We start from the raw sequence: 19,227 nt of genomic DNA on the forward strand, positions 1-19,227 counted from the left end.
CCGCCCCGCCCCCCCCCCCCCACCCCCCCGCCCGGGGGCGCGCGGGGCCGGGGGGGGCCCGCCCCCCCCTCCCCCCCCCCCCCCCCCCCCCCCCCCCCACTACCCTGCCGTCGGTCAGCCTACCCGTCGTCGTGACAGCCAGGCCGATATGCCCAGCATCATGATCGGGGGCAAGGCATAGGCAATGCGGTAATCAAACTTCAGCGCGCCGGCCATGCGCCCGAAAAACATCTGCAGCAGCAGGAAGCCGAGCGCGAACAACATGCCCAGGAACAGGCGTTTGCCCATGCCACCGCTGCGTAGCGAACCGAACGCAAACGGCACCGCAGCCAGGCATAGCGCCAGCACGTTCAACGGATAGAACCAGCGGCTCCAATACGTATCTTCGTACTCGCGCGCGTCCAGGCCGTTACGCTTGCGGTAATCAATGCTGGTCTTGAGCTCAGCGGCGTTGAGGTTGCGCGGTTTGGCCAGGCCAGAGGCCAAGGCAGCCGCGTCCAACTTGGAAGCCCACTTCTCGCTGGCCAGTTCCTGGCGGGTGACCGAGCGCTCGCCGAAGGTATCGCGACGTACCCCTTCCAACACCCAGCCCTGCGTATCGTGGCGCGCATTCTTGGCATAGGTCAGGGTCAGCAGACGCCCGTCCTCGCCCAGCTGATACAGGCGCACATCGTGCAACAGCAGGGTCGATTGACCATCAGCACTTACCTGTTCCTCACCGGTCTGCGCATTGAGGAACGTGTCGCCCTCACGCGCCCACAGGCCCGAATAGCGCGCGGTGGCAATGTCGGTGTTGTAGCGGGCGCTGGTCTTCAGCGCATCGGCGCGGCCCTGCGCCCACGGCGACAGGGTTTCGCCATTGACCACCATCAACACGGTCAACAAGGACAGCGAGATCGCCACCGACACCGCGATCCGCCGCCGCGACAAGCCGATCGCGCGCAATGCAGTCAATTCCGAGGTTGCGGCCAGTTGGCCCAGGCCCATCAGGGCGCCGATGACAGCAGCCATCGGGAACACGGTGTACGCCCGGCGCGGCAAGGTGTATGCCACCCACGCCAAGGCGTGACCGAAGCTGTAATGGCCCTGGCCGATTTTCCCGGCCTCGCCGGACAAGGCCATGATGGCGTCCAGGCCCAGCAGCACCATCCACACCACCAGCACCGTGAACAGCACGGTACGGCCTACATAGATGTCATGAATCCGCGGCAGCAACCTCATGCCTTTGCCCCCACACGGCGGCTACTCAGGCGCCCATCACGGAAGTACAGCCACACCGCCAGCAACAGCAGGGGTAAGGTCAGCCACCACATGCCCGCATCCACCGGCAGCTTGCCTGCCGCCAGCCATTGGCGGCCAAGAATGCTCAGGCTCACGCCCAGCGTATAGGCCAGGAAGGCCAGCATGATGCGGCCGTAGCGCTGCTGTCGCGGCGCGCTGCGGGCCAGCGGCAGGGTCAGCAAAGCAAATGCCAGCGCCAGCAGCGGCGGGGTGATACGCCAATGCAGCTGGGCCTTGGCCTCGGGCCGGGCATCGCCCAGCAACTGCGTGGTTGGCATCATTTCCGGATCATTCTGGTCGCGTACTTCGTCGCGGTCCGGCAGCGCCACTTCGTTGCGTGCATAGCGCATCAGCCGGTAATCCAGGGTTCCGCTCTCCGGACCTTCGACCCGGTAACCGTCTTCCAGCCGCAGGTAGCGCTGGCGCTCGCCTTCGAAGAACATCGCGCCGCTGTTGGCCGAGACCACGTCGATACGGCCTTCTTTCTGCCGCTGCATGAACACCTTGCCCATCTTGGTGCCGTCGCCGGCCAACGACGACAGGTAGACCACGCCACCACCGGCCAACGGGGTGAACTGGCCCGGCTCCAGGCCGGCCACCACCATGCTGCGGCTGGCGTCCTGCAGCATCCGCTCGGCGCTGCGGTCAGCCCAGGGGCCCAGCCACAGCGAGCAGGCCGCGACCAGCGCCACGATCGGCACGGTCAGCAGCAGGATCGGCTTGAGCAGGCGCTTGGGGCCGACGCCGACACCGGTCAACACCGCCATTTCCGAGTCGCGGTACAGCCGGGCAATCGACAGCGCCAAGCCCAGCATCAACGCCAGAGGCAGGATGATGGGCAGGTAAACGATGAATTGCAGACCCAGCTGGGACAACATCAGCCCGGCGGGGATGCGTCCATCGGCAATGCGGCCGAGGATATCGACCAGCACACCGCCCATGCTGACTACCAGAAGTACGGTCAAAGTGGCCAGAAAGCTCTGGAGGAAGTCACTCAGAAGGTAGCGGTCAAGCTTCGCCATAGGGTCGGTGGTTTAAACTCTCGGTTTAGTCCGCAGAACGCCCGGCCTCGATGGCCCCGCGTATACAGCCTGCGATTGTACGGATTTGGCAACGGAATCTGATCAATGTCTCTGGAATTCACCCTGAACCACGCCGCCCCCACCTCTGCCGAGGTGGATTGCATCATTGTTGGCGCCTTCTCTGACAAGTCGCTGACCCCGGCCGCAAAGGCCGTGGATACGGCCTCTGGCGGTCGCCTGACTGCTCTGATCGAGCGCGGCGACGTCGGCGGCAAGACCGGCAACACCACCCTGCTGCACGACCTGGCTGGCGTCAGCGCCGCGCGCGTGCTGGTGGTTGGCCTGGGCGACCCGGCCAAGTTCGGCGTGGTGCAGTACCTGAAGGCCGCCGGCGATGCCGCCCGCGCCCTGAAGGCCGGCAACACCCGCAGCGCGCTGTTCACCCTGAATGAACTGGAAGTCGGCGGCCGCGACGCCGCCTGGAACGTCCGCCAGGCCGTGATCACCGCCAACCATGCCAGCTACCGCTACACCGCCACCCTGGGCAAGAAGAAGCCGGAAGCGCCGGGTCTGGAGTCGCTGGCCATCGCCAGCAGCGACGAAACCGCGCTGCTGCAGGGCCAGGCCATTGCTGCCGGCGTGGAATACGCCCGCGAGCTGGGCAACCTGCCGCCGAACTACTGCACCCCGGCCTACCTGGCCGAATCCTCGCTCAAGTTCGCCGCCGAGCACGAGGGTGCCGAAGCCGAGATCCTCGACGAGGCGCAGATGGAAGCGCTGGGCATGGGCTCGCTGCTGGCCGTGGCCCGTGGCTCGGCCAACCGTCCGAAGCTGGTCGTGCTGAAGTGGAGCAACGGCGGCGACGCCAAGCCCTACGTGCTGGTCGGCAAGGGCATCACCTTCGATACCGGTGGCGTCAACCTGAAGACCCAGGGCGGCATCGAGGAAATGAAGTACGACATGTGCGGTGGCGCCAACGTCATCGGCACCTTTGTCGCCACGGTCAAGGCCAAGCTGCCGTTGAACCTGGTGGTGGTCGTGCCGGCAGTGGAGAACGCCATCGACGGCAACGCCTACCGTCCGTCCGATGTGATCACCTCGATGTCGGGCAAGACCATCGAAGTGGGCAACACCGACGCCGAAGGCCGCCTGATCCTGTGCGACGCGCTGACCTATGCGCAGCGCTTCGAGCCGGCCGCGCTGATCGACGTGGCAACGCTGACCGGCGCCTGCATGGTGGCCCTGGGCCACCAGACCGCCGGCCTGATGAGCAAGCACGACGACCTGGCCAGCGAACTGACCGCCGCTGGCGAGAACGTGTTCGACCGCGCCTGGCGCCTGCCGTTGTGGGATGAGTACCAGGGCATGCTGGATTCCAGCTTCGCCGACGTCTACAACATCGGCGGCCGCTGGGCTGGCGCCATCACCGCTGGCTGCTTCCTGTCGCGCTTCACCGAAGGCCAGCGCTGGGCGCACCTGGACATCGCCGGCGTGGCCAGCGATGAAGGCAAGCGCGGCATGGCCACCGGTCGCCCGGTCGGCCTGCTGACCCAGTGGCTGCTGGATCGCGTTGCCTAAATAACTCCGGGGTCGGAAGCGGGTTTTGCCCGGTAAAACCCGACTCTGACCCCGGTTTTGACCTTGGCTTTCCCGCTTCCACTCCCCTTCCAAATTCCAAGTGACCTGATGCGTGCCGACTTCTACCTGATTGCCAAGCCGCGCTTTCTCACCGAGCCACTGAAGCTGGTGTGCGAACTGGCGCGCAAGGCCAACGATGGTGGCCTGTACACGCTGGTACTGGCCCGCGACCAGGCCCAGGCCGAGGAGTTGGACGAGCTGCTGTGGTCGTTCGACCCCGACGCCTATATCCCACATCAGATCATCGGTGAGGACGTGGACGAAGAAGAGGCCATCGTGCTGATCGCCACGCCGGGCGCCGAAGCACCAGAGCGCCCGCTGGTGATCAACCTGCGCGACGAGCCCTACCTGGGTGCCTGCGACCGCGTGCTGGAAGTAGTACCGGCCGACCCGGCCGCACGTGAACCGCTGCGTGAGCGTTGGCGCCAGTACAAGGCGGCCGACTACACGCTCAACAAATACGACATGTAAGGGACTACACGCATGCGTCTGCTGATTGCCATCCTGCTGCCGTGGCTGGCCTTTTTCACCATTGGCCGTCCGATTTCCGGCATTGTCTGTCTCATCCTGCAGATCACCTTGATTGGCTGGCTTCCCGCTGCCATCTGGGCCGCATATGCCGTCAGCCAGTACCACACCGACAAAAAGATCCAGCGCGCACTCGGCCGCTGATCCCCCTCCCGCTTTTACCGGTTCCCCCGCATGACCCAACTCGCCTCCAGCTACGACCCCAAATCCTTTGAAACCACGCTCTATGAGTCGTGGGAGAAGGCCGGCCTGTTCAAGCCGTCCGGCAAGGGCGAGCCCTACACCATCCTGCTGCCGCCGCCGAACGTGACCGGCACCCTGCACATGGGCCACGCCTTCCAGCAGACGCTGATGGATGCGCTGATCCGTTACCACCGTATGCGTGGCTACGACACGCTGTGGCAGGTGGGTACCGACCACGCCGGCATCGCCACCGAAATGGTGGTCAGCCGCAACCTGGCGCTGGAAGGCAAGGGTGAAACCCGCGACTCGCTGGGCCGCGATGGCTTCATCGACAAGGTGTGGGAGTGGAAGGCACATTCGGGCAACGTGATCGAAGGCCAGATGCGCCGCCTCGGCACCTCGGCTGACTGGTCGCGCAGTACCTTCACCATGGACGCGGGCCCAAGCGAGGCGGTGATCGAGTCCTTCCTCCGCTGGCACGAGCAGGGCCTGATCTACCGTGGCCAGCGCCTGGTCAACTGGGACCCGGTGCTGAAGACCGCCATTTCCGATCTGGAAGTGGAGAGTGTGGAAGAAGACGGCTTCATGTGGTCGATCGCCTACGCGCTCAACGACGGTGCCAGCTATGAGCACGTCGAAGTGGATGCCGACGGCGTCGAAACCCTGCGCGAAACCCGCAACTATCTGGTTGTGGCCACTACCCGTCCGGAAACCCTGCTGGGCGATACCGCGGTGATGGTGCATCCGGAAGACCGCCGTTACGCGCACCTGATCGGCAAGAGCGTGACCCTGCCGCTGACCGGCCGCAGCGTGCCGGTGATCGGCGACGATTATGTCGACAAGGCCTTCGGTACCGGCGTGGTCAAGGTGACCCCGGCGCATGACTTCAACGATTACCAGGTCGGCGTGCGCCACAGCCTGCCGATGATCAACCTGTTCACCACCACCGCCACGCTCAACGAGAACGCCCCGGACAAATACCGTGGCTTGGACCGTTACGAAGCGCGCAAGCTGATCCTGGCCGAACTGGAAGACCTGGGCATCCTGGTCGAGACCAAGGCGCACAAGCTGCAGGTGCCGCGTGGCGACCGTACCGGCCAGGTGATCGAGCCCTATCTGACCGACCAGTGGTTCGTGAAAATGGACGGACTGGCAAAGCGCGGCCTCGAACTCGTTGAAAACGGCTCGATCAAGTTCGTGCCGGGCAACTGGATCAACACCTATCGCCATTGGATGGAAAACATCCAGGATTGGTGCATCAGCCGCCAGCTGTGGTGGGGACACCGCATTCCGGCGTGGTTCGACGAAGCTGGCAACTGCTACGTCGGCCGCAACGAAGCCGAAGCGCGTGCCAAGGCCGGGCTGGCTGACGACGTACTGCTGACCCAGGACAGCGACGTACTGGAAACCTGGTTCTCCTCGCAGCTGTGGCCGTTCTCCACCCTGGGCTGGCCGAATGAAGCAGCGATGGCCGAGCGCGGCTTCGACCGCTACCTGCCGTCGAACGTGCTGATCACCGGCTTCGACATCATCTTCTTCTGGGTGGCGCGCATGATCATGGCCACCGACAGCTTCACCGGCCAGATCCCGTTCAAGGACGTCTACATCACCGGTCTGATCCGCGACGGCCAGGGCCAGAAGATGTCCAAGTCCAAGGGCAATGTGCTGGATCCGCTGGACATCATCGACGGCATCAGCATCGACGACCTGGTTGCCAAGCGCACCCACGGCCTGATGCAGCCGAAGATGGCCGAAAAAATCGAGAAGGCCACGCGCAAGGAATTCCCGGACGGCATCATCGCCCACGGTGCCGATGCGCTGCGCTTCACCATCGCCGCGTTGGCCACCCATGGCCGCGACATCAAGTTCGACATGAGCCGCGCCGAGGGCTACAAGAACTTCTGCAACAAGCTGTGGAACGCCAGCCGCTTCACCCTGATGAACACCGAGGGCGCGAGCTTCTCTGGCGTACCGCAGGCGCGTACGGATGCTGAGAAGTGGATCCTGGCGCGCCTGGCCAAGGTTTCGGCCGAAGCGCAGCAGCACTACGCCGACTACCGCTTCGACCTGTTGTCGCAGGCGCTGTACGAGTTCGTCTGGAACGAATTCTGCGATTGGTTCCTGGAACTGACCAAGCCGGCGCTCAATGGCGACAACGCCGAGGATGCGGCCAGCACCCGTCACACCCTGCTGTACGTACTGGAAGCAGTGCTGCGCCTGCTGCATCCGTTGATCCCGTTCGTCACCGAACAGCTGTGGCAGCAGGTGGCACCGCGTCTTGGCATCAACGCCGAGTCGTTGTCGCTGCGCGCCTACCCGACCGCGGAAGAGTTTGCCGGCGATTACGCGCAGGCCGAGGTCGACGTGGAATGGTTCAAGACCATGGTCAGTGCCCTGCGTCGTGTGCGCAGCGAGTTGAACGTACCGCCGTCCAAGCAGGTTCGCCTGCTGCTGCAGGGCGGGCAGGACGCGGACCGCAGCCGCCTCGATCGCTTCGCCTCGCAGCTGCGCTTCCTGCTCAAGCTCGAGAGCATCGATTGGTTGGCTGCTGATGCGGTGACGCCGCCGGCTGCGGCTGCCATTGTCGGCGAGCTGAAATTGCTGGTGCCGCTGGAAGGTCTGGTTGATCTGGATGCCGAGCGTGCGCGTTTGGACAAGGAGATCGCCCGCGTTTCTTCGGAGAAGGAGAAGAGCGAGGTCAAGCTGTCCAAGTTCACCGACAAGGTGCCAGCGGCGGTGGTTGAGCAGGAGCGTGTGCGCTTGGTCGATTGGAACAGCCAGTTGGCTGGCCTGCAGGAGCAGCGTGCGAAGCTTTGAGTCTTGCTGATTGCTGTTGTGGAAAACGCCGCCTTCGGGCGGCGTTTTCTTTTTGCGCGTTGACCATCGAAGGGCAAGGAGCGAAGAGCCCCCTCATCCGCCCTGCCGGGCACCTTCTCCCGCACGCGGGAGAAGGGAGTGCAATGCGCCATGCACGTCTACGGGTTGACTGAGTTACTCGGGCTCAAGCGCGCAGTGCCGATCGCGCAGGGAGCCTGCGGGCCGAATAAATCTGTGCAATCCAATCCCTTCTCCCGCCTGCGGGAGAAGGTGCCCAGAGGGCGGATGAGGGGGCTTTTTGGCGTCTTGCTTTTGAGTTTTGACTTTGCCTCCCCGCAGCCCCCCCCCAATCCCAGCTACGCTCCCCCAGCACCCCAACGCCGGAACCCAATGTCCCTCGGCATCTTCTGCGCCGTCCTGTTCGCCGCCCTGCTCCACGCCAGCTGGAATGCCATCGTCAAACTCGGCGGCGACAAGCTGCTGACCACGATCCTGGTCACCGGCTGGGCCGCGATCCTGTCCGCCATCGCCCTGCCCTGGCTGCCAGCCCCCGCCGCAGCCAGCCTGCCCTGGCTGGCCGCATCAGCCATCCTTCAAACCGGCTACTACGCCTTGGTCGCCCGCGCATACCACAGCGCCGACATGAGCCTGTCCTACCCGTTGATGCGCGGCTGCGCGCCGTTGCTGGTCGCCATCGCCGGCAGCTGGCTGTTCAACGAGCATCTGTCTGCCAGCGCCTGGAGCGGTATCGCACTGATCAGCACCGGCATCCTGTGCATGGCCGGCAGCAGCACCGCTCGCAACATCCGCCTGCCGCTGTGCATCGCGCTGGTCATCGCCAGCTACACGCTGGTCGACGCACACGGCGCGCGCCTGTCCGGCAACGCCTTGAGCTACACGCTATGGCTGTTCCTGTTGTCCGGCCTGCCGCTACCACTCTGGGCTTTGCTCGTTCGTCGCCAGCAACTGGGCAATTATCTGCGCGGCAATTGGCAGCGCGGACTGGTCGGCGGCATCGGCACCACCGCATCGTATGCAATCGCGCTGTGGGCGATGACCATCGCGCCGGTGGCGGTGATCGCCGCACTTCGCGAGACCTCGATCCTGTTCGCCCTGCTGATTTCGGCGTTGTTGCTGAAAGAGCACATCAGCCGCAAGCGTCTGCTCGCGGCTGCGCTGATCATTGCTGGCGTAGTGCTGCTACGGCTCGCATAGCACCAGCAGATCTCAGAGCGGCGGCATCACGCTGATGTCGTCATCCACCAGCTCCATTGCCATCACCAGCGCGTCTTCTCGGCCACTGGCGGTCGGGTAATAGCGCGGGCGGCGGCCGATCTCGTTGAAGCCTTCGCTGTGGTACAGCGCGATCGCCGAAGTATTGGATGGCCGCACTTCCAGAAACACACGCAACGCGCCACGTTGCCGCGCAACGCGTACCAACTCGCGCAGCAGGCGCCGGCCATGACCGCGCGACTGGCACAGCGGGTCCACACAGACATTGAGCACATGCGCTTCATCGGCGGCGAGACTGAGTACGGCATAACCGACAATGCCATCGTCCTCCACCAATACCCGGCTCGGATAGTCCGCACGCAGGCAATCCTGGAAGATGCCGCGCGTCCATGGAAACGGATAGCCGCGCAGCTCCACTTCCATCACCGCATCCAGGTCCCCTTCGTGCATGGGACGCAGGACCGTTCCCGGCCTGGTCATTGCCGCGACTTCCGCCGCAATGCTCTCAGCTGCGGCCACAAGGCGCGCTTGGCGGCGGGATTGGCGCGCAGTTCGGCCAAAGGCCAGCTGTCCATCATCGCCCGCGTCTGCGGGTCGTTGGGATTGCAGCCGGATGCGCGCAGCAAGGCGATCTGCAGACGGTCAGGCATGCGCAATCCACCGCTGCGCCTTGCAGCGCCCGTCGCGCCAGCAGTGAATACCGGTGCGGGCGCGGTACTCGGTGCCTGCGGTGCCTTTGCCGCTGCTTCGCGCGCCACTACAGGCGCGGCCGGCGTGGACACCGCCGCTTGCTGCGGCGGTGCCTGCTGCATCACCGTCGGGGCGCTATCGAACGCTGGCGCGGCGACAGCGGGCGGCGCGTCCAGCGCGCCGCCTTCCAGATAAACGGTGTAGCCCATCGCCTGCAGCCATGCCTGCTGCTCGGGGGTCCACACCGGCTCGGGCGAGAAACCGATCACTGCACCTTGCCGGCCGGCTGCCGCCAGCGCTGCAACAGCCACAGCACCGGGCCGGACAGCGCGTAGATCACGCCGACCACCAACAAGGTCCGCGCCGGGTCCAGCACCACGATGGAGATGACGATGGGCACCAGCGCCAGCACCACGAACGGCACGCGCTCCGAGCGCGGACCCTTTTCATTGCCGCCCTTGAAGCTCCAGAAGCGGATCCGGCTGACCATCAGCAAGCCGGCCACGATGGTCACGCCCAAGGCCACGTAGCGCAGTTCCTCGCCACTCCAGCCCAGGTCGCCATCAGCGAAGGCCCACACGAAGGACATCATCAAACCGGCCGCCGCCGGGCTGGCCAGGCCGACAAACCAGCGCTTGTCGACGGTGCCGACCTGGGTATTGAAGCGGGCCAGGCGCAGTGCCGCGCAGGCCGCGTACAGGAAGGCCGCCGACCAGCCGACCCGGCCCAGCACGTCGCCATCGAACTTCAACGAGGACAACGCCCAGTGATACATCACCAGCGCCGGCGCCATGCCGAAGCTGACCAGGTCGGCGAGGGAGTCGTATTGCACGCCAAATTCGCTGCTGGTACCGGTCAGACGCGCAACCCGGCCGTCCAGCCCGTCCATGACCGCCGCCACGAACACGGCGACACTGGCGTTGACGAACTGCCCGTTGGAGGCGGCGATGATCGCGTAGAACCCGGCAAACAGCCCGGCAGTGGTAAACAGGTTCGGGAGCAGGTAGATGCTGCGCGAACGCGGTGGTGGTCTCAATTCGTCCATACCGGGGAGTTTAATCGACTTGCCAGCCACGTCACCGGGTGCTGCAATCGTTGCCTGCCCCGTTCCGGCGTCTGGAGTTGCCATGCTCACCCTGTCCCGCCTCTGCTGCCTGCTCCTGCTCACCGCCTCTGCCAGCGCCTCTGCCGGCAATCTGTACAAGTGGAAAGACGCCAACGGCGTGACCCAGTACTCGGAGCGGCCACCGGCCGGCAAGCAATACGAGACCCGCCGCATCACCGACAGCGGCGCATCCGTGGCCGAAACCACCGCACCGGCGGAGGCTGCCGAGTCGTCGCAATGCGTTGCCGCACGGCGCAACCTGGAGCTGCTGAACGGCAGCGGCCCGGTCATGCATGACACCGACGGCGACGGTAAACCGGACGCCGCCCTGGACGACACCCAGCGCAGCGCGCAGAAGCGCCTGGCTGAAGCCGCCGCCGCAGCATATTGCAAGGCTGGACCGAAGACCTGAGCTGGTAGCTGACAGGCAAAGCCGGCAAAACCGGGGTGGGGGGGGGGGGGGGGGGGTGGGCGAAAGAGCGCACGCGCCCCGCGGATTTGGGGGCGGCCCGGGGGTGGGGGGGGGGGGGGGGGGGGGGCCGGGGAGGGTTGGGCGGCCCCCCCCCGGGTTGGATAAGCAACGAGCGGCCCCCCCCGCCCTCCCCTCCCCCCCCCCCCACACCCCCCCCCCCCCGGCCTCGCCCGCCGCCCTCCACACACCCCCCCCCGCCCCCCACCCCGGTTTTTTCCCTGACCCCGGTTTTTCACTTCGGGCTGGCAATGCGAGCAGGCTGCAAGGCTGGCAAAATAGGGGATCGTCCGTTTTGCGAAGCCCCCTGCCATGCGTCTTTCCCGCTTCCACCTGCATACCACCAAGGAAACCCCTGCCGACGCCGAGCTGGTCAGCCATCGGCTGATGCTGCGCGCGGGCATGATCCGCAAGCTGGCATCGGGCCTGTACACCTGGTCGCCGCTGGGCCTGCGGGTGCTGCGCAAGGTGGAAGCCATCGTCCGCGAGGAAATGAACCGCGCCGGTGCGGTGGAACTGCAGCTGCCGACCATTCAGCCCAAGGAACTGTGGGAAGAGACCGGTCGCTGGGAGAAATTCGGCGGCCAGCTGCTGAAAATCAAGGACCGCAAGGAGCAGGAATACTGCTACAGCCCCACCGCCGAGGAAGCCATTACCGACTTCGCGCGCCAGGAGCTGTCCAGCTACAAGCAGCTGCCGGTCAATTTCTACCAAGTGCAGACCAAGTTCCGTGATGAAATCCGTCCGCGTTTCGGTGTGATGCGCTCGCGCGAGTTTCTGATGAAGGACGCCTATTCCTTCCATCTGGACGACGCCAGCCTGGTCGCCGAATACGAGAACATGAAGGCCGCCTACACCCGCATCTTCACCCGTCTGGGTCTGGAGTTCCGTGCGGTGCAGGCCGATTCCGGTGCGATCGGCGGTGACGCCTCGCAGGAGTTCCACGTCATCGCCGATTCCGGCGAAGACGCACTGGTGTTCTCCACCGGCTCGGATTACGCCGCCAATGTGGAGGCCGCGATTGCCGCCGATCCGGCAGCGCGCGGCGCCGCCAGCGAAGAACTGCGCAAGATCGATACCCCCACCCAGAAGACCTGCGAGGAAGTCGCCGCGCTGATGGGCATCGCCCTGCTGCGCACGGTGAAGTCGATCGCGGTAATGACCACCGAAAATGAATTCGTGCTGGCGCTGGTCCGTGGCGACCATGACGTCAACGAAATCAAACTGGCCAAGGTTGCTGGCCTTGCCGATTACCGCATGGCCAGCGAGGCCGAGATTGCCGATTATCTGGGCAGCGAGCCGGGTTTCCTCGGCCCCTTGAATCCGCGCAAGACCATCCGTGTGGTGGCAGACCGCGAAGTCGCGGCAATGGCCGATTTTGTGGTCGGCGCCAATGAGAAAGGTCTGCATATTGCCGGCGTCAACTGGGGCCGCGATCTGGCCGAGCCCGACGTTGCCGATATCCGCAACGTCAAGGCCGGCGACCGTGCCTGTGACGGCGGCGAGCTGAAGATCACCCGTGGTATCGAAGTCGGCCACGTATTCCAGCTGGGCCGCCAATATGCGCAGGCACTGAAGGCCACCGTGCTGGACCAGAACGGCAAGGCTGCGGTGATGGCGATGGGCTGTTATGGCATCGGCGTGTCACGCATCGTCGCTGCCGCCATCGAACAGAACCACGACGACGCCGGCATTATCTGGCCGGTCAGCATGGCGCCGTGGCAGGCGGTGGTATGCATGATCAACCCGAAGCAGGATCCGACGGTGACCGCAGCCGCCGAAGCACTGCTGGCCGAACTGCAGGCCGCTGGCGTGGATGCCGCGCTGGACGACCGCGGCCTGCGCCCGGGCCAGATGTTCGCCGACATGGAACTGATCGGCATTCCGCACCGCATTGTCGTGTCAGAGCGTGGCCTGGCTGCAGGCACGGTTGAATACCGCGCCCGCAATGCAGCCGAAGCAGAGAACCTGGATCAGGCCACGGTGATCAGCAAGATCGTCGGCTAAGGCTTTGTGCTTATAACGCCGGGACATTGTCCCGGCGTTTTCATTTCCGGATAACATCAAAAACGCTATTTATTTGTCATTCCCGTTACCAGCCCGCTATGCTTTGCTGCGCTGCCACGGAATGGCATACACCCCAACCCATTATCCGGAGTAGTTATTCGATGAGTATCGATCTGTCCCAGCTGTCGGCCAAAGAACTGGCCGTTCTGATCCGCGACGCACAGAAGCGCAAGACTGTTGTAGCCAAGCGCCAGCCCATCGCAAAGGCCCGCGCCCTGGTTGCGGCTGCGGCAAAGAAGGCTGGTTATACCGTCGAAGAATTGTTCGGCAGCGGCGCTGCCGTTGCAGTGAAGGCTCCGCGTGGCGCCAAGGCCAGCAAGGGCGCTGCCAAGACCGGCCGCAAGCTGCCCAAGGTTGAGCCGAAGTACCGCAACCCGGCCAATGCCGCTGAAACCTGGACCGGCCGTGGCAAGCAGCCGCGCTGGCTGGCTGAGCACACCAAGGCAGGCCGCAAGGTCGAAGATTTCCTGATCCAGAAATAATAAATCTGGAATTGGCATTACAAAACGCCGGCAGATTGCCGGCGTTTTCTTATTGCATTCCTGTATTCGCAGTAGTTACAAATTGCTTGTTGTCGGCGTTCGCTGACCAGGCCATCAACAAAGTCGCACGGATAAGCGCAGCGCATCCGGGGAACCCGGTTCGATTGAGCTTGCGAGCCATCCGCGAACGGACCCGGGTGCGCTGGGTTTACCCGGGCTGCACAGGCTGAAGCACCCTGCGCCACTGCAACTGGCAGCGCCACTCGAATAAGCTCGGCAGCGCCTGAAGCAGTTACAGATTCTTGCGCGCCGGCACCAGCAGGTTACCGAACAGCAGACCCGCCACCAGCGCCATCACCACATTGACCACGGTCAGCAGCGCCGATTCGCCTGCGCTCACATTCTGCTGCTGGATCAGGCTCAATACACCGCGCAGGCTGGTACTACCGGGCACCAGCATGATGATGCCGGGCAGGCGGATGATCGCCCCCGGGCGCTGGACGATGCGTCCAAACAGATTGCCAGCGGCAGTCACCGTCATCGCCGCCAGAAAAATGCCGGCCGGCGCGCCCCACTGCTGCCCGCCATAGCGGGAAATCGCATAACCGGCGACCGAGGCGGCCATTACCCAGAGGTAATCGCGCCTGCTGGCACGGAACAGCATGGCAAAGGCAAACGAGGCCACCAGCACCGAGCCCCATTCCACCCAGTTCGATTGCGGTCGCGAGGCACGGATTACCGGCTCCAGCCCAATCGAGTTGGCGATGGTGACCGCGATCATCGCGCCCACCGTGAGTTTCATGATGGTCGTCAACGCGCCGGCAAAGCGCGCCGTACCAGATACCCAATGCCCGCTGGCCAGCTCGTTGACCGAGTTGGTCAGCGCCATGCCGGGCAGCAACACCACCAGCGAGGCGATGATGGTGGAATTCATGTTCAACGGGCCGATGAAGCTGGCCACCAGCACTGCCACGAAACCCGCCAGCAATGCCGCCAACGCTTCGCCAGCTTCGCGAGTGGCAACGCGGCGGTCGGTATAGAACAGCATCAGGCCGATCAGCAGGCCGGTAATGCCGGCGGTGGCGATATCCAGCCACGGCAGCCGCCACAAACCGGCCACGCCGGCCGAGCCCAGAGTGAACGAGGCCAGCAACTGGATCTTGCTGCGCAGGCCGCCGTCCTTGTCGAGCTGGCGCAGTGCGGTATGCCCCTGCGCGATCGACATCTGCCCGGCGGAGACCGCATCGGCAATCTGGTCAGCCATCGCCAGTTTGTGCAGATTGGTATCGCCCGGGCCCAGCCGGATCACGCGGGTGATATCACTGGAACCAATCGCCCGGGTCGGGTCGCTGAAACTCAGGATCAAACCGGTCGGGTTCGACCACGGCTCGCAATCCAGGTCCAATTGCTGCGCCAACGCCACCACCGCCGCCTCCAGACGCTGGGCGGTGGTGCCATAACTGTGCAGGCGCCCAGCCATCTCCGAAACGAAGGCCACACGTTGCGCATAGGTAGCGCGATTGGAAGCAGTGGCCGGGGCGGCGGCAAGGGTTTCGGCAGACATGGCCGCTAGTATCACCTGAAGCGGATGAAATACTCATCTGGCTTGAAGGGCGGACAGGGTATTCTCCGTATCCAATGGTGACCATGAAAGACATTCCACCGCCCGATTGCGCTCTGCCTGCCGATGCGGACGGCCTGCTCAGGCTTTCCGGCAATTGGACCTTGGCGACCGCGCTGCGCTCGAGCGAGGTGCTGCATGCCCAGACCGGGGCGGTAACCGGCATTGATGCACGCGCCATCGACCGGCTGGATTCGGCCGGGGTTCTGCTGCTGCTGCGCTACGCGCACAAGCTGGGCCTGCCGGATGATGCGCTGCAGTTTCGCGCCGACCATCAGGCGCTGGTCTGCACCATCGAGGAAGTCGCCGACGAGCGGCCCAAACCGCAGCGCGACTTCGGTGTGGCGGCAGCCCTGGATCGCCTCGGCCGCTCGGTACATGCCATTGCCGGCAACATCGTGGTGCTGGTCAATTTCCTCGGCGAGAACCTGGCCAAGCTGGCGCGGTTGTTCCGCCAGCCCCGCCGCTTCCGGCTCACCGCTGCGGTCAACCAGATGGAAGAGGTTGGGCTGAACGCGGTGCCACTGGTGGCCCTGTTGTCGTATCTGGTGGGCGCGGTGATCGCCTTCCTCGGCTCCACTATCCTGCGCGACTTCGGTGCGGAGATTTACGTGGTGGAGTTGGTCTCCATCGCCTTCCTGCGCGAATTCGCGGTGCTGCTCACCGCCATCGTGCTGGCCGGCCGCACCGCCAGCGCCTTCACCGCGCAGATCGGTGCAATGAAGGCGCGCGAGGAGATCGACGCCATCCAGACACTCGGATTGGACCCGATCGACCTGCTCGTGCTGCCGCGCGTGGTCGCCCTGCTGATCATGCTGCCGCTGCTGACCTTCGTGGCGATGATCGCTGGCCTGGCCGGCGGCGTCACCGTTGGCGCGTTCGACCTGGATATCCCGCCGCAGATGTACCTGGCGCGCATGCACGACACCATCGAGGTGCGACACATGCTGGTCGGTCTGTCGAAGGCACCGGTGTTCGCGCTGATCATCGCCCTGATCGGCTGCCTGGAAGGCCTGAAGGTGGAAGGCACGGCACAGTCGGTCGGCGAACGCACCACATCCAGCGTGGTGCAGACGATTTCGCTGGTCATCATCCTCGACGCGCTGGCCGCGTTGTGGTTCATGCACATGGGCTGGTGATGCGATGAGCACGATGGAGAACGCCAACACCGACGGCAGCGATCTGGCCATCCGCGTACGCGGGCTGCTCAATCGCTTTGGCAGCCAGACCGTGCACGACGGGCTGGATCTGGACGTGCGCCGGGGCGAAATCCTCGGCGTGGTCGGCGGCTCGGGTACCGGCAAATCGGTGTTGATGCGTTCGATCCTTGGCCTGCGCACGCCCGATGCCGGGCAGATTGAAGTGCTGGGCGTGGATGCGCGCTCGGGCAACCCGGCCGACCGCCTGCGCATCGAGCGCAATACCGGCGTGCTGTTCCAGGACGGCGCGCTGTTCTCCTCGCTGACGGTTGGCGAGAACGTGCAGGTGCCACTGAAAGAGCATCATCCCGAACTCAGCGAGCGCTGGCACTACGAGCTGGCATTGTTGAAGGTGAAACTGGCCGGCCTGCCCGCCGATGCCATCAACAAACTCCCTTCGCAGCTCTCCGGCGGCATGCGCAAACGCGCCGGTCTGGCCCGTGCACTGGCGCTGGATCCGCCCTTGCTGTTCCTGGACGAACCAACCGCCGGCCTCGATCCGATCGGCGCAGCCGCATTCGACCGCCTGATCAAGACCCTGCAGGAAGCCCTGGGCCTGACCGTGTTCCTGATCACCCACGATCTGGACACGCTCTACGCCATCTGTGACCGCGTCGCGGTGCTGGCCGACAACAAGGTCATCGCCAACGCCCCGTTACCCGAAATTGAACAACTCGACCATCCGTGGATACGCGAATACTTCCACGGCCCCCGCGCCCGCGCTGCGCGCGGCCTCCAGCACGAGCACGCTTGATATGGAAACCAAAGCCAACTACGTCCTGATCGGTGCCTTCACTCTGCTCATCGGCGTTGCCCTGCTCGCCTTTGGACTATGGGCAGCCAAATACTCCTCCGACCGTACCTGGCAGGAGTACCAGGTGGTGTTCACCGAAGCGGTGACCGGTCTATCGGTGGGCAGCCCAGTGCAATACAACGGCATCGCGGTCGGCTCGATCACCGAGCTGACCCTGGCCCCGGATGACCCGCGCAAAGTGGTGGCCAAGCTGCGCCTCAACTCCACCACGCCGGTCAAGACCGACACCCGCGCCAAGCTGGCCATCACCAGCCTGACCGGGCCGTCGATCATCCAGCTCAGCGGCGGCACCCCGCAGGCTGCCGCGCTTACCGCAGTCAGCAAGGAGCCGGTGCCGACCATCGCCGCCGCGCCCTCGGCCCTGCAGAACATCACCGACGTGGCCAACCGCGTGGTCGAGCGCATGGACGAACTGCTCAGCGATGAGAACGTCCGCAAGATCACCACCACCCTGGCCCATCTGGAAACCATCAGCGGCGGCCTGGCCGACCGCGATGAAGGCACCCAGGCCTTGCTGGTGGAAGCCCGCGATGCGGCGCGCAACCTCAACCTCACCCTGGGTTCGGCCAACGGCGCCATCAAGAACCTGGACGAGAACGTGCTGCGGGAGCTGCCGGCGACGATGGACAAGCTTGATGCAAGCCTGGCCAAGCTTGACTCGGCCGCTGGCAATGCCGACGCCATCCTTGGCGAGAACCGCGCAGCCATCAACAGCTTTGCCAACGACGGCCTGGCCCAGCTCGGCCCGACCCTGACCGAATTGCGCGGCCTGATCCGCGACCTGCGCCGGGTCAGCGACCGGCTGGAGAACAACCCGGCGCGCTACCTGCTCGGCCGCGACGCCCCGAAGGAGTTCGAACCCAAATGAAGCGCATTCCCCTGATCAAGCTGCTCGCACCTGTCTGCCTGCTGGCGCTGGCCGGCTGTTCGGCTTTGGCCGGCGGTGACCGCCAGTCCACCACCATCTACGCGCCGCAGGTGCGGGTACAAGCCGATCCGGCGTGGCCGCAGGTGAGCTGGCAGCTGGCCATCGCCAAGCCCAGCGCCGCCCGCCTGATCGACAGCCCACGCATCAACGTGCGGCCGACGCCAGGCGAACTGGAGGTCTATCGTGGCGCCACTTGGTCACAGCCGGCCACCGATATCCTGGAAGACACCTTGCTGCGCGGCTTCGAGGATTCGGGAAAGATCGACGCCGTTGCGCGCATCGCCACCGGTATCCGCTCCGACTACAAGCTGACCACCGACCTGCGCCGTTTCGAATCGGACTACCGTGGCGGCGAGCTACCGGCAGCAACCATCGAACTCAACGCAAAGCTCATCCACAGCCTGGACCAGCGCGTGGTTGCCGCCCGCACCTTCGTCGTCGCCGAACCAGCTGCCAGCGCCGAGATCAGCAGCGTCGCCGCCGCCTTCGAAGCAGCGTTGAGCAAGACCAGCGTCGAACTGATCGGCTGGACCCTGCTCAGCGGCCAGCGCGACGCGGCACAGCTGCGATCTGGCGGAAAGTAAGGTTGATGCGCTCGCCCGACACCCGCGCAGTCTTGGGCAGCGCATGCTGATAGTCGCGCTGGCAATGCCCGCGCATCAGCAGCAGATCACCATGGCCGAGCAGGTACTCGGCCTTCTGCGCGGGATCATCGCGTCGGCGCAGTAGAAAGCGCCGCGCAGCACCCAGGCTCAGCGAGGCAATCACTGGCGTAGCCCCCAGTTCGGGCTCGTCATCGCTATGCCAGCCCATGCTGTCACGACCATCGCGGTAGCGGTTGAGCAGCACGCTGTTGAAGGGGGCTGCACAGGCCTGCTGCAGCTGTTCACGCAACTCCAGCACTGCAGGCGCCCAAGCGTGCGGAAGGAAATCGGCGCCCGAATACCGGTAATGCGCATCGGCATCGCCCATCCAGCAACTCAAGCGCGGCGAATCCAGCAAGCGGCCAAACATGCGGATGCGGTGGATTTCCCAAGGCACCTGCGTGCGCAGAGCAAGCAGCAGGGCATCGGCCTGCTCCGCCGGCAACCAGGCCGGCAGTTGTTCGACGTCGGTCAACGTGTCGGGAAACAACATCACAAAGATGCGG

General features: G+C 64.8%; 18 protein-coding genes and 1 pseudogene. 12 read left to right on the top strand and 7 right to left on the bottom strand.

The features are described 5' to 3' along the window. Positions 1-114: 114 nt before the first annotated feature. Positions 115-1,221: an LPS export ABC transporter permease LptG gene (lptG, locus tag ACVOLV_RS02525; protein WP_481552992.1), complete on the bottom strand. Its 1,107-nt coding sequence runs from the start codon at positions 1,219-1,221 to the stop codon at positions 115-117. After that, positions 1,218-2,303, bottom strand: coding sequence for an LPS export ABC transporter permease LptF (gene lptF / locus ACVOLV_RS02530; RefSeq protein WP_481552993.1), 1,086 nt, complete (start codon positions 2,301-2,303; stop codon positions 1,218-1,220). The genes lptG and lptF overlap by 4 nt, the downstream gene beginning before the upstream one ends. A gap of 105 nt (positions 2,304-2,408) precedes the next feature. On the opposite strand from lptF, the gene ACVOLV_RS02535 reads away from it, so the two are divergent. The 5 genes from ACVOLV_RS02535 (at position 2,409) to ACVOLV_RS02555 (ending at position 8,684) form a co-directional block, all read left to right on the top strand. Further along, entirely contained in the window at positions 2,409-3,881 is a 1,473-nt protein-coding gene (locus tag ACVOLV_RS02535) for a leucyl aminopeptidase (protein WP_481552994.1), read from the top strand. Between the two features lie 105 nt (positions 3,882-3,986). Then, positions 3,987-4,412, top strand: coding sequence for a DNA polymerase III subunit chi (locus ACVOLV_RS02540; RefSeq protein ID WP_481530122.1), 426 nt, complete (start codon positions 3,987-3,989; stop codon positions 4,410-4,412). 12 nt (positions 4,413-4,424) lie between these two features. After that, on the top strand, positions 4,425-4,613 hold the full coding sequence (locus ACVOLV_RS02545; protein ID WP_057627321.1) for a YqaE/Pmp3 family membrane protein: 189 nt from the start codon (positions 4,425-4,427) through the stop codon (positions 4,611-4,613). A 30-nt stretch (positions 4,614-4,643) separates the two neighbouring features. After that, the gene (locus ACVOLV_RS02550) at positions 4,644-7,469 is read left to right on the top strand and encodes a valine--tRNA ligase (RefSeq protein WP_481552995.1); all 2,826 of its coding nucleotides are present in this window, start codon (positions 4,644-4,646) and stop codon (positions 7,467-7,469) included. Between the two features lie 390 nt (positions 7,470-7,859). Then, positions 7,860-8,684 carry an EamA family transporter gene (locus tag ACVOLV_RS02555; RefSeq protein ID WP_481552996.1) on the top strand — a complete coding sequence of 275 codons (825 nt, stop codon included), beginning with the start codon at positions 7,860-7,862 and terminating at the stop codon, positions 8,682-8,684. A 12-nt stretch (positions 8,685-8,696) separates the two neighbouring features. Here ACVOLV_RS02555 and rimI read toward each other — a convergent pair whose 3' ends face one another. From rimI to pssA, 3 genes are read right to left on the bottom strand one after another with little or no spacing between them, the layout of a single operon-like run. Next, positions 8,697-9,182, bottom strand: a complete 486-nt coding sequence (gene rimI / locus ACVOLV_RS02560; protein ID WP_481552997.1) for a ribosomal protein S18-alanine N-acetyltransferase — start codon at positions 9,180-9,182, stop codon at positions 8,697-8,699. Continuing rightward, complete coding sequence (locus ACVOLV_RS02565; RefSeq protein WP_481553074.1) at positions 9,179-9,601, bottom strand: alanine acetyltransferase; 423 nt, start codon at positions 9,599-9,601, stop codon at positions 9,179-9,181. The genes rimI and ACVOLV_RS02565 overlap by 4 nt, the downstream gene beginning before the upstream one ends. Before the next feature lie 56 nt (positions 9,602-9,657). Continuing rightward, a complete protein-coding gene (gene pssA / locus ACVOLV_RS02570; RefSeq protein WP_481553075.1) occupies positions 9,658-10,437 on the bottom strand; it encodes a CDP-diacylglycerol--serine O-phosphatidyltransferase in 780 nt (259 codons plus the stop codon). A gap of 82 nt (positions 10,438-10,519) precedes the next feature. On the opposite strand from pssA, the gene ACVOLV_RS02575 reads away from it, so the two are divergent. From ACVOLV_RS02575 to ACVOLV_RS02585, 3 genes and pseudogenes are all read left to right on the top strand, one after another. Then, complete coding sequence (locus ACVOLV_RS02575; RefSeq protein ID WP_481552998.1) at positions 10,520-10,909, top strand: DUF4124 domain-containing protein; 390 nt, start codon at positions 10,520-10,522, stop codon at positions 10,907-10,909. Positions 10,910-11,278: 369 nt separating this feature from the next. After that, complete coding sequence (locus tag ACVOLV_RS02580) at positions 11,279-12,973, top strand: proline--tRNA ligase (RefSeq protein WP_481552999.1); 1,695 nt, start codon at positions 11,279-11,281, stop codon at positions 12,971-12,973. 161 nt (positions 12,974-13,134) lie between these two features. Continuing rightward, a pseudogene (locus tag ACVOLV_RS02585) lies at positions 13,135-13,512 on the top strand (H-NS histone family protein); the annotation flags it as partial. Positions 13,513-13,807: 295 nt separating this feature from the next. Here the strand turns inward: ACVOLV_RS02585 and ACVOLV_RS02590 are convergent. Beyond that, complete coding sequence (locus ACVOLV_RS02590) at positions 13,808-15,079, bottom strand: threonine/serine exporter family protein (protein ID WP_481553000.1); 1,272 nt, start codon at positions 15,077-15,079, stop codon at positions 13,808-13,810. Positions 15,080-15,162: 83 nt separating this feature from the next. On the opposite strand from ACVOLV_RS02590, the gene ACVOLV_RS02595 reads away from it, so the two are divergent. From ACVOLV_RS02595 to ACVOLV_RS02610, 4 genes are read left to right on the top strand one after another with little or no spacing between them, the layout of a single operon-like run. Continuing rightward, on the top strand, positions 15,163-16,275 hold the full coding sequence (locus ACVOLV_RS02595) for an ABC transporter permease (protein ID WP_481553001.1): 1,113 nt from the start codon (positions 15,163-15,165) through the stop codon (positions 16,273-16,275). A gap of 4 nt (positions 16,276-16,279) precedes the next feature. After that, positions 16,280-17,089 (top strand): ABC transporter ATP-binding protein, encoded by an 810-nt coding sequence (locus ACVOLV_RS02600; RefSeq protein WP_481553002.1) that lies wholly within the window; start codon positions 16,280-16,282, stop codon positions 17,087-17,089. Between the two features lies 1 nt (position 17,090). Further along, a complete protein-coding gene (locus ACVOLV_RS02605) occupies positions 17,091-18,017 on the top strand; it encodes an MlaD family protein (protein ID WP_481553003.1) in 927 nt (308 codons plus the stop codon). After that, entirely contained in the window at positions 18,014-18,661 is a 648-nt protein-coding gene (locus tag ACVOLV_RS02610; protein ID WP_481553004.1) for an ABC-type transport auxiliary lipoprotein family protein, read from the top strand. The genes ACVOLV_RS02605 and ACVOLV_RS02610 overlap by 4 nt, the downstream gene beginning before the upstream one ends. Here ACVOLV_RS02610 and ACVOLV_RS02615 read toward each other — a convergent pair. Further along, the gene (locus ACVOLV_RS02615; protein ID WP_481553005.1) at positions 18,615-19,214 is read right to left on the bottom strand and encodes an alpha-ketoglutarate-dependent dioxygenase AlkB family protein; all 600 of its coding nucleotides are present in this window, start codon (positions 19,212-19,214) and stop codon (positions 18,615-18,617) included. The two genes, ACVOLV_RS02610 and ACVOLV_RS02615, sit on opposite strands and share 47 nt — an antisense overlap. Positions 19,215-19,227 lie beyond the last annotated feature (13 nt).

The sequence above is a fragment of the Stenotrophomonas sp. STEN023 genome (assembly GCF_056760135.1).

What these genes read in the sequence shown, in the direction of transcription:
- lptG (WP_481552992.1), bottom strand. Translation starts at nt 1,221, where the DNA reads ATGAGGTTGCTGCCGCGGATTCATGACATCTATGTAGGCCGTACCGTG.
- lptF (WP_481552993.1), bottom strand. Translation starts at nt 2,303, where the DNA reads ATGGCGAAGCTTGACCGCTACCTTCTGAGTGACTTCCTCCAGAGCTTT.
- ACVOLV_RS02535 (WP_481552994.1), top strand. Translation starts at nt 2,409, where the DNA reads ATGTCTCTGGAATTCACCCTGAACCACGCCGCCCCCACCTCTGCCGAG.
- ACVOLV_RS02545 (WP_057627321.1), top strand. Translation starts at nt 4,425, where the DNA reads ATGCGTCTGCTGATTGCCATCCTGCTGCCGTGGCTGGCCTTTTTCACC.
- ACVOLV_RS02550 (WP_481552995.1), top strand. Translation starts at nt 4,644, where the DNA reads ATGACCCAACTCGCCTCCAGCTACGACCCCAAATCCTTTGAAACCACG.
- ACVOLV_RS02555 (WP_481552996.1), top strand. Translation starts at nt 7,860, where the DNA reads ATGTCCCTCGGCATCTTCTGCGCCGTCCTGTTCGCCGCCCTGCTCCAC.
- rimI (WP_481552997.1), bottom strand. Translation starts at nt 9,182, where the DNA reads ATGACCAGGCCGGGAACGGTCCTGCGTCCCATGCACGAAGGGGACCTG.
- ACVOLV_RS02565 (WP_481553074.1), bottom strand. Translation starts at nt 9,601, where the DNA reads ATGGGCTACACCGTTTATCTGGAAGGCGGCGCGCTGGACGCGCCGCCC.
- pssA (WP_481553075.1), bottom strand. Translation starts at nt 10,437, where the DNA reads ATGGACGAATTGAGACCACCACCGCGTTCGCGCAGCATCTACCTGCTC.
- ACVOLV_RS02575 (WP_481552998.1), top strand. Translation starts at nt 10,520, where the DNA reads ATGCTCACCCTGTCCCGCCTCTGCTGCCTGCTCCTGCTCACCGCCTCT.
- ACVOLV_RS02580 (WP_481552999.1), top strand. Translation starts at nt 11,279, where the DNA reads ATGCGTCTTTCCCGCTTCCACCTGCATACCACCAAGGAAACCCCTGCC.
- ACVOLV_RS02590 (WP_481553000.1), bottom strand. Translation starts at nt 15,079, where the DNA reads ATGTCTGCCGAAACCCTTGCCGCCGCCCCGGCCACTGCTTCCAATCGC.
- ACVOLV_RS02595 (WP_481553001.1), top strand. Translation starts at nt 15,163, where the DNA reads ATGAAAGACATTCCACCGCCCGATTGCGCTCTGCCTGCCGATGCGGAC.
- ACVOLV_RS02600 (WP_481553002.1), top strand. Translation starts at nt 16,280, where the DNA reads ATGAGCACGATGGAGAACGCCAACACCGACGGCAGCGATCTGGCCATC.
- ACVOLV_RS02605 (WP_481553003.1), top strand. Translation starts at nt 17,091, where the DNA reads ATGGAAACCAAAGCCAACTACGTCCTGATCGGTGCCTTCACTCTGCTC.
- ACVOLV_RS02610 (WP_481553004.1), top strand. Translation starts at nt 18,014, where the DNA reads ATGAAGCGCATTCCCCTGATCAAGCTGCTCGCACCTGTCTGCCTGCTG.
- ACVOLV_RS02615 (WP_481553005.1), bottom strand. Translation starts at nt 19,214, where the DNA reads ATGTTGTTTCCCGACACGTTGACCGACGTCGAACAACTGCCGGCCTGG.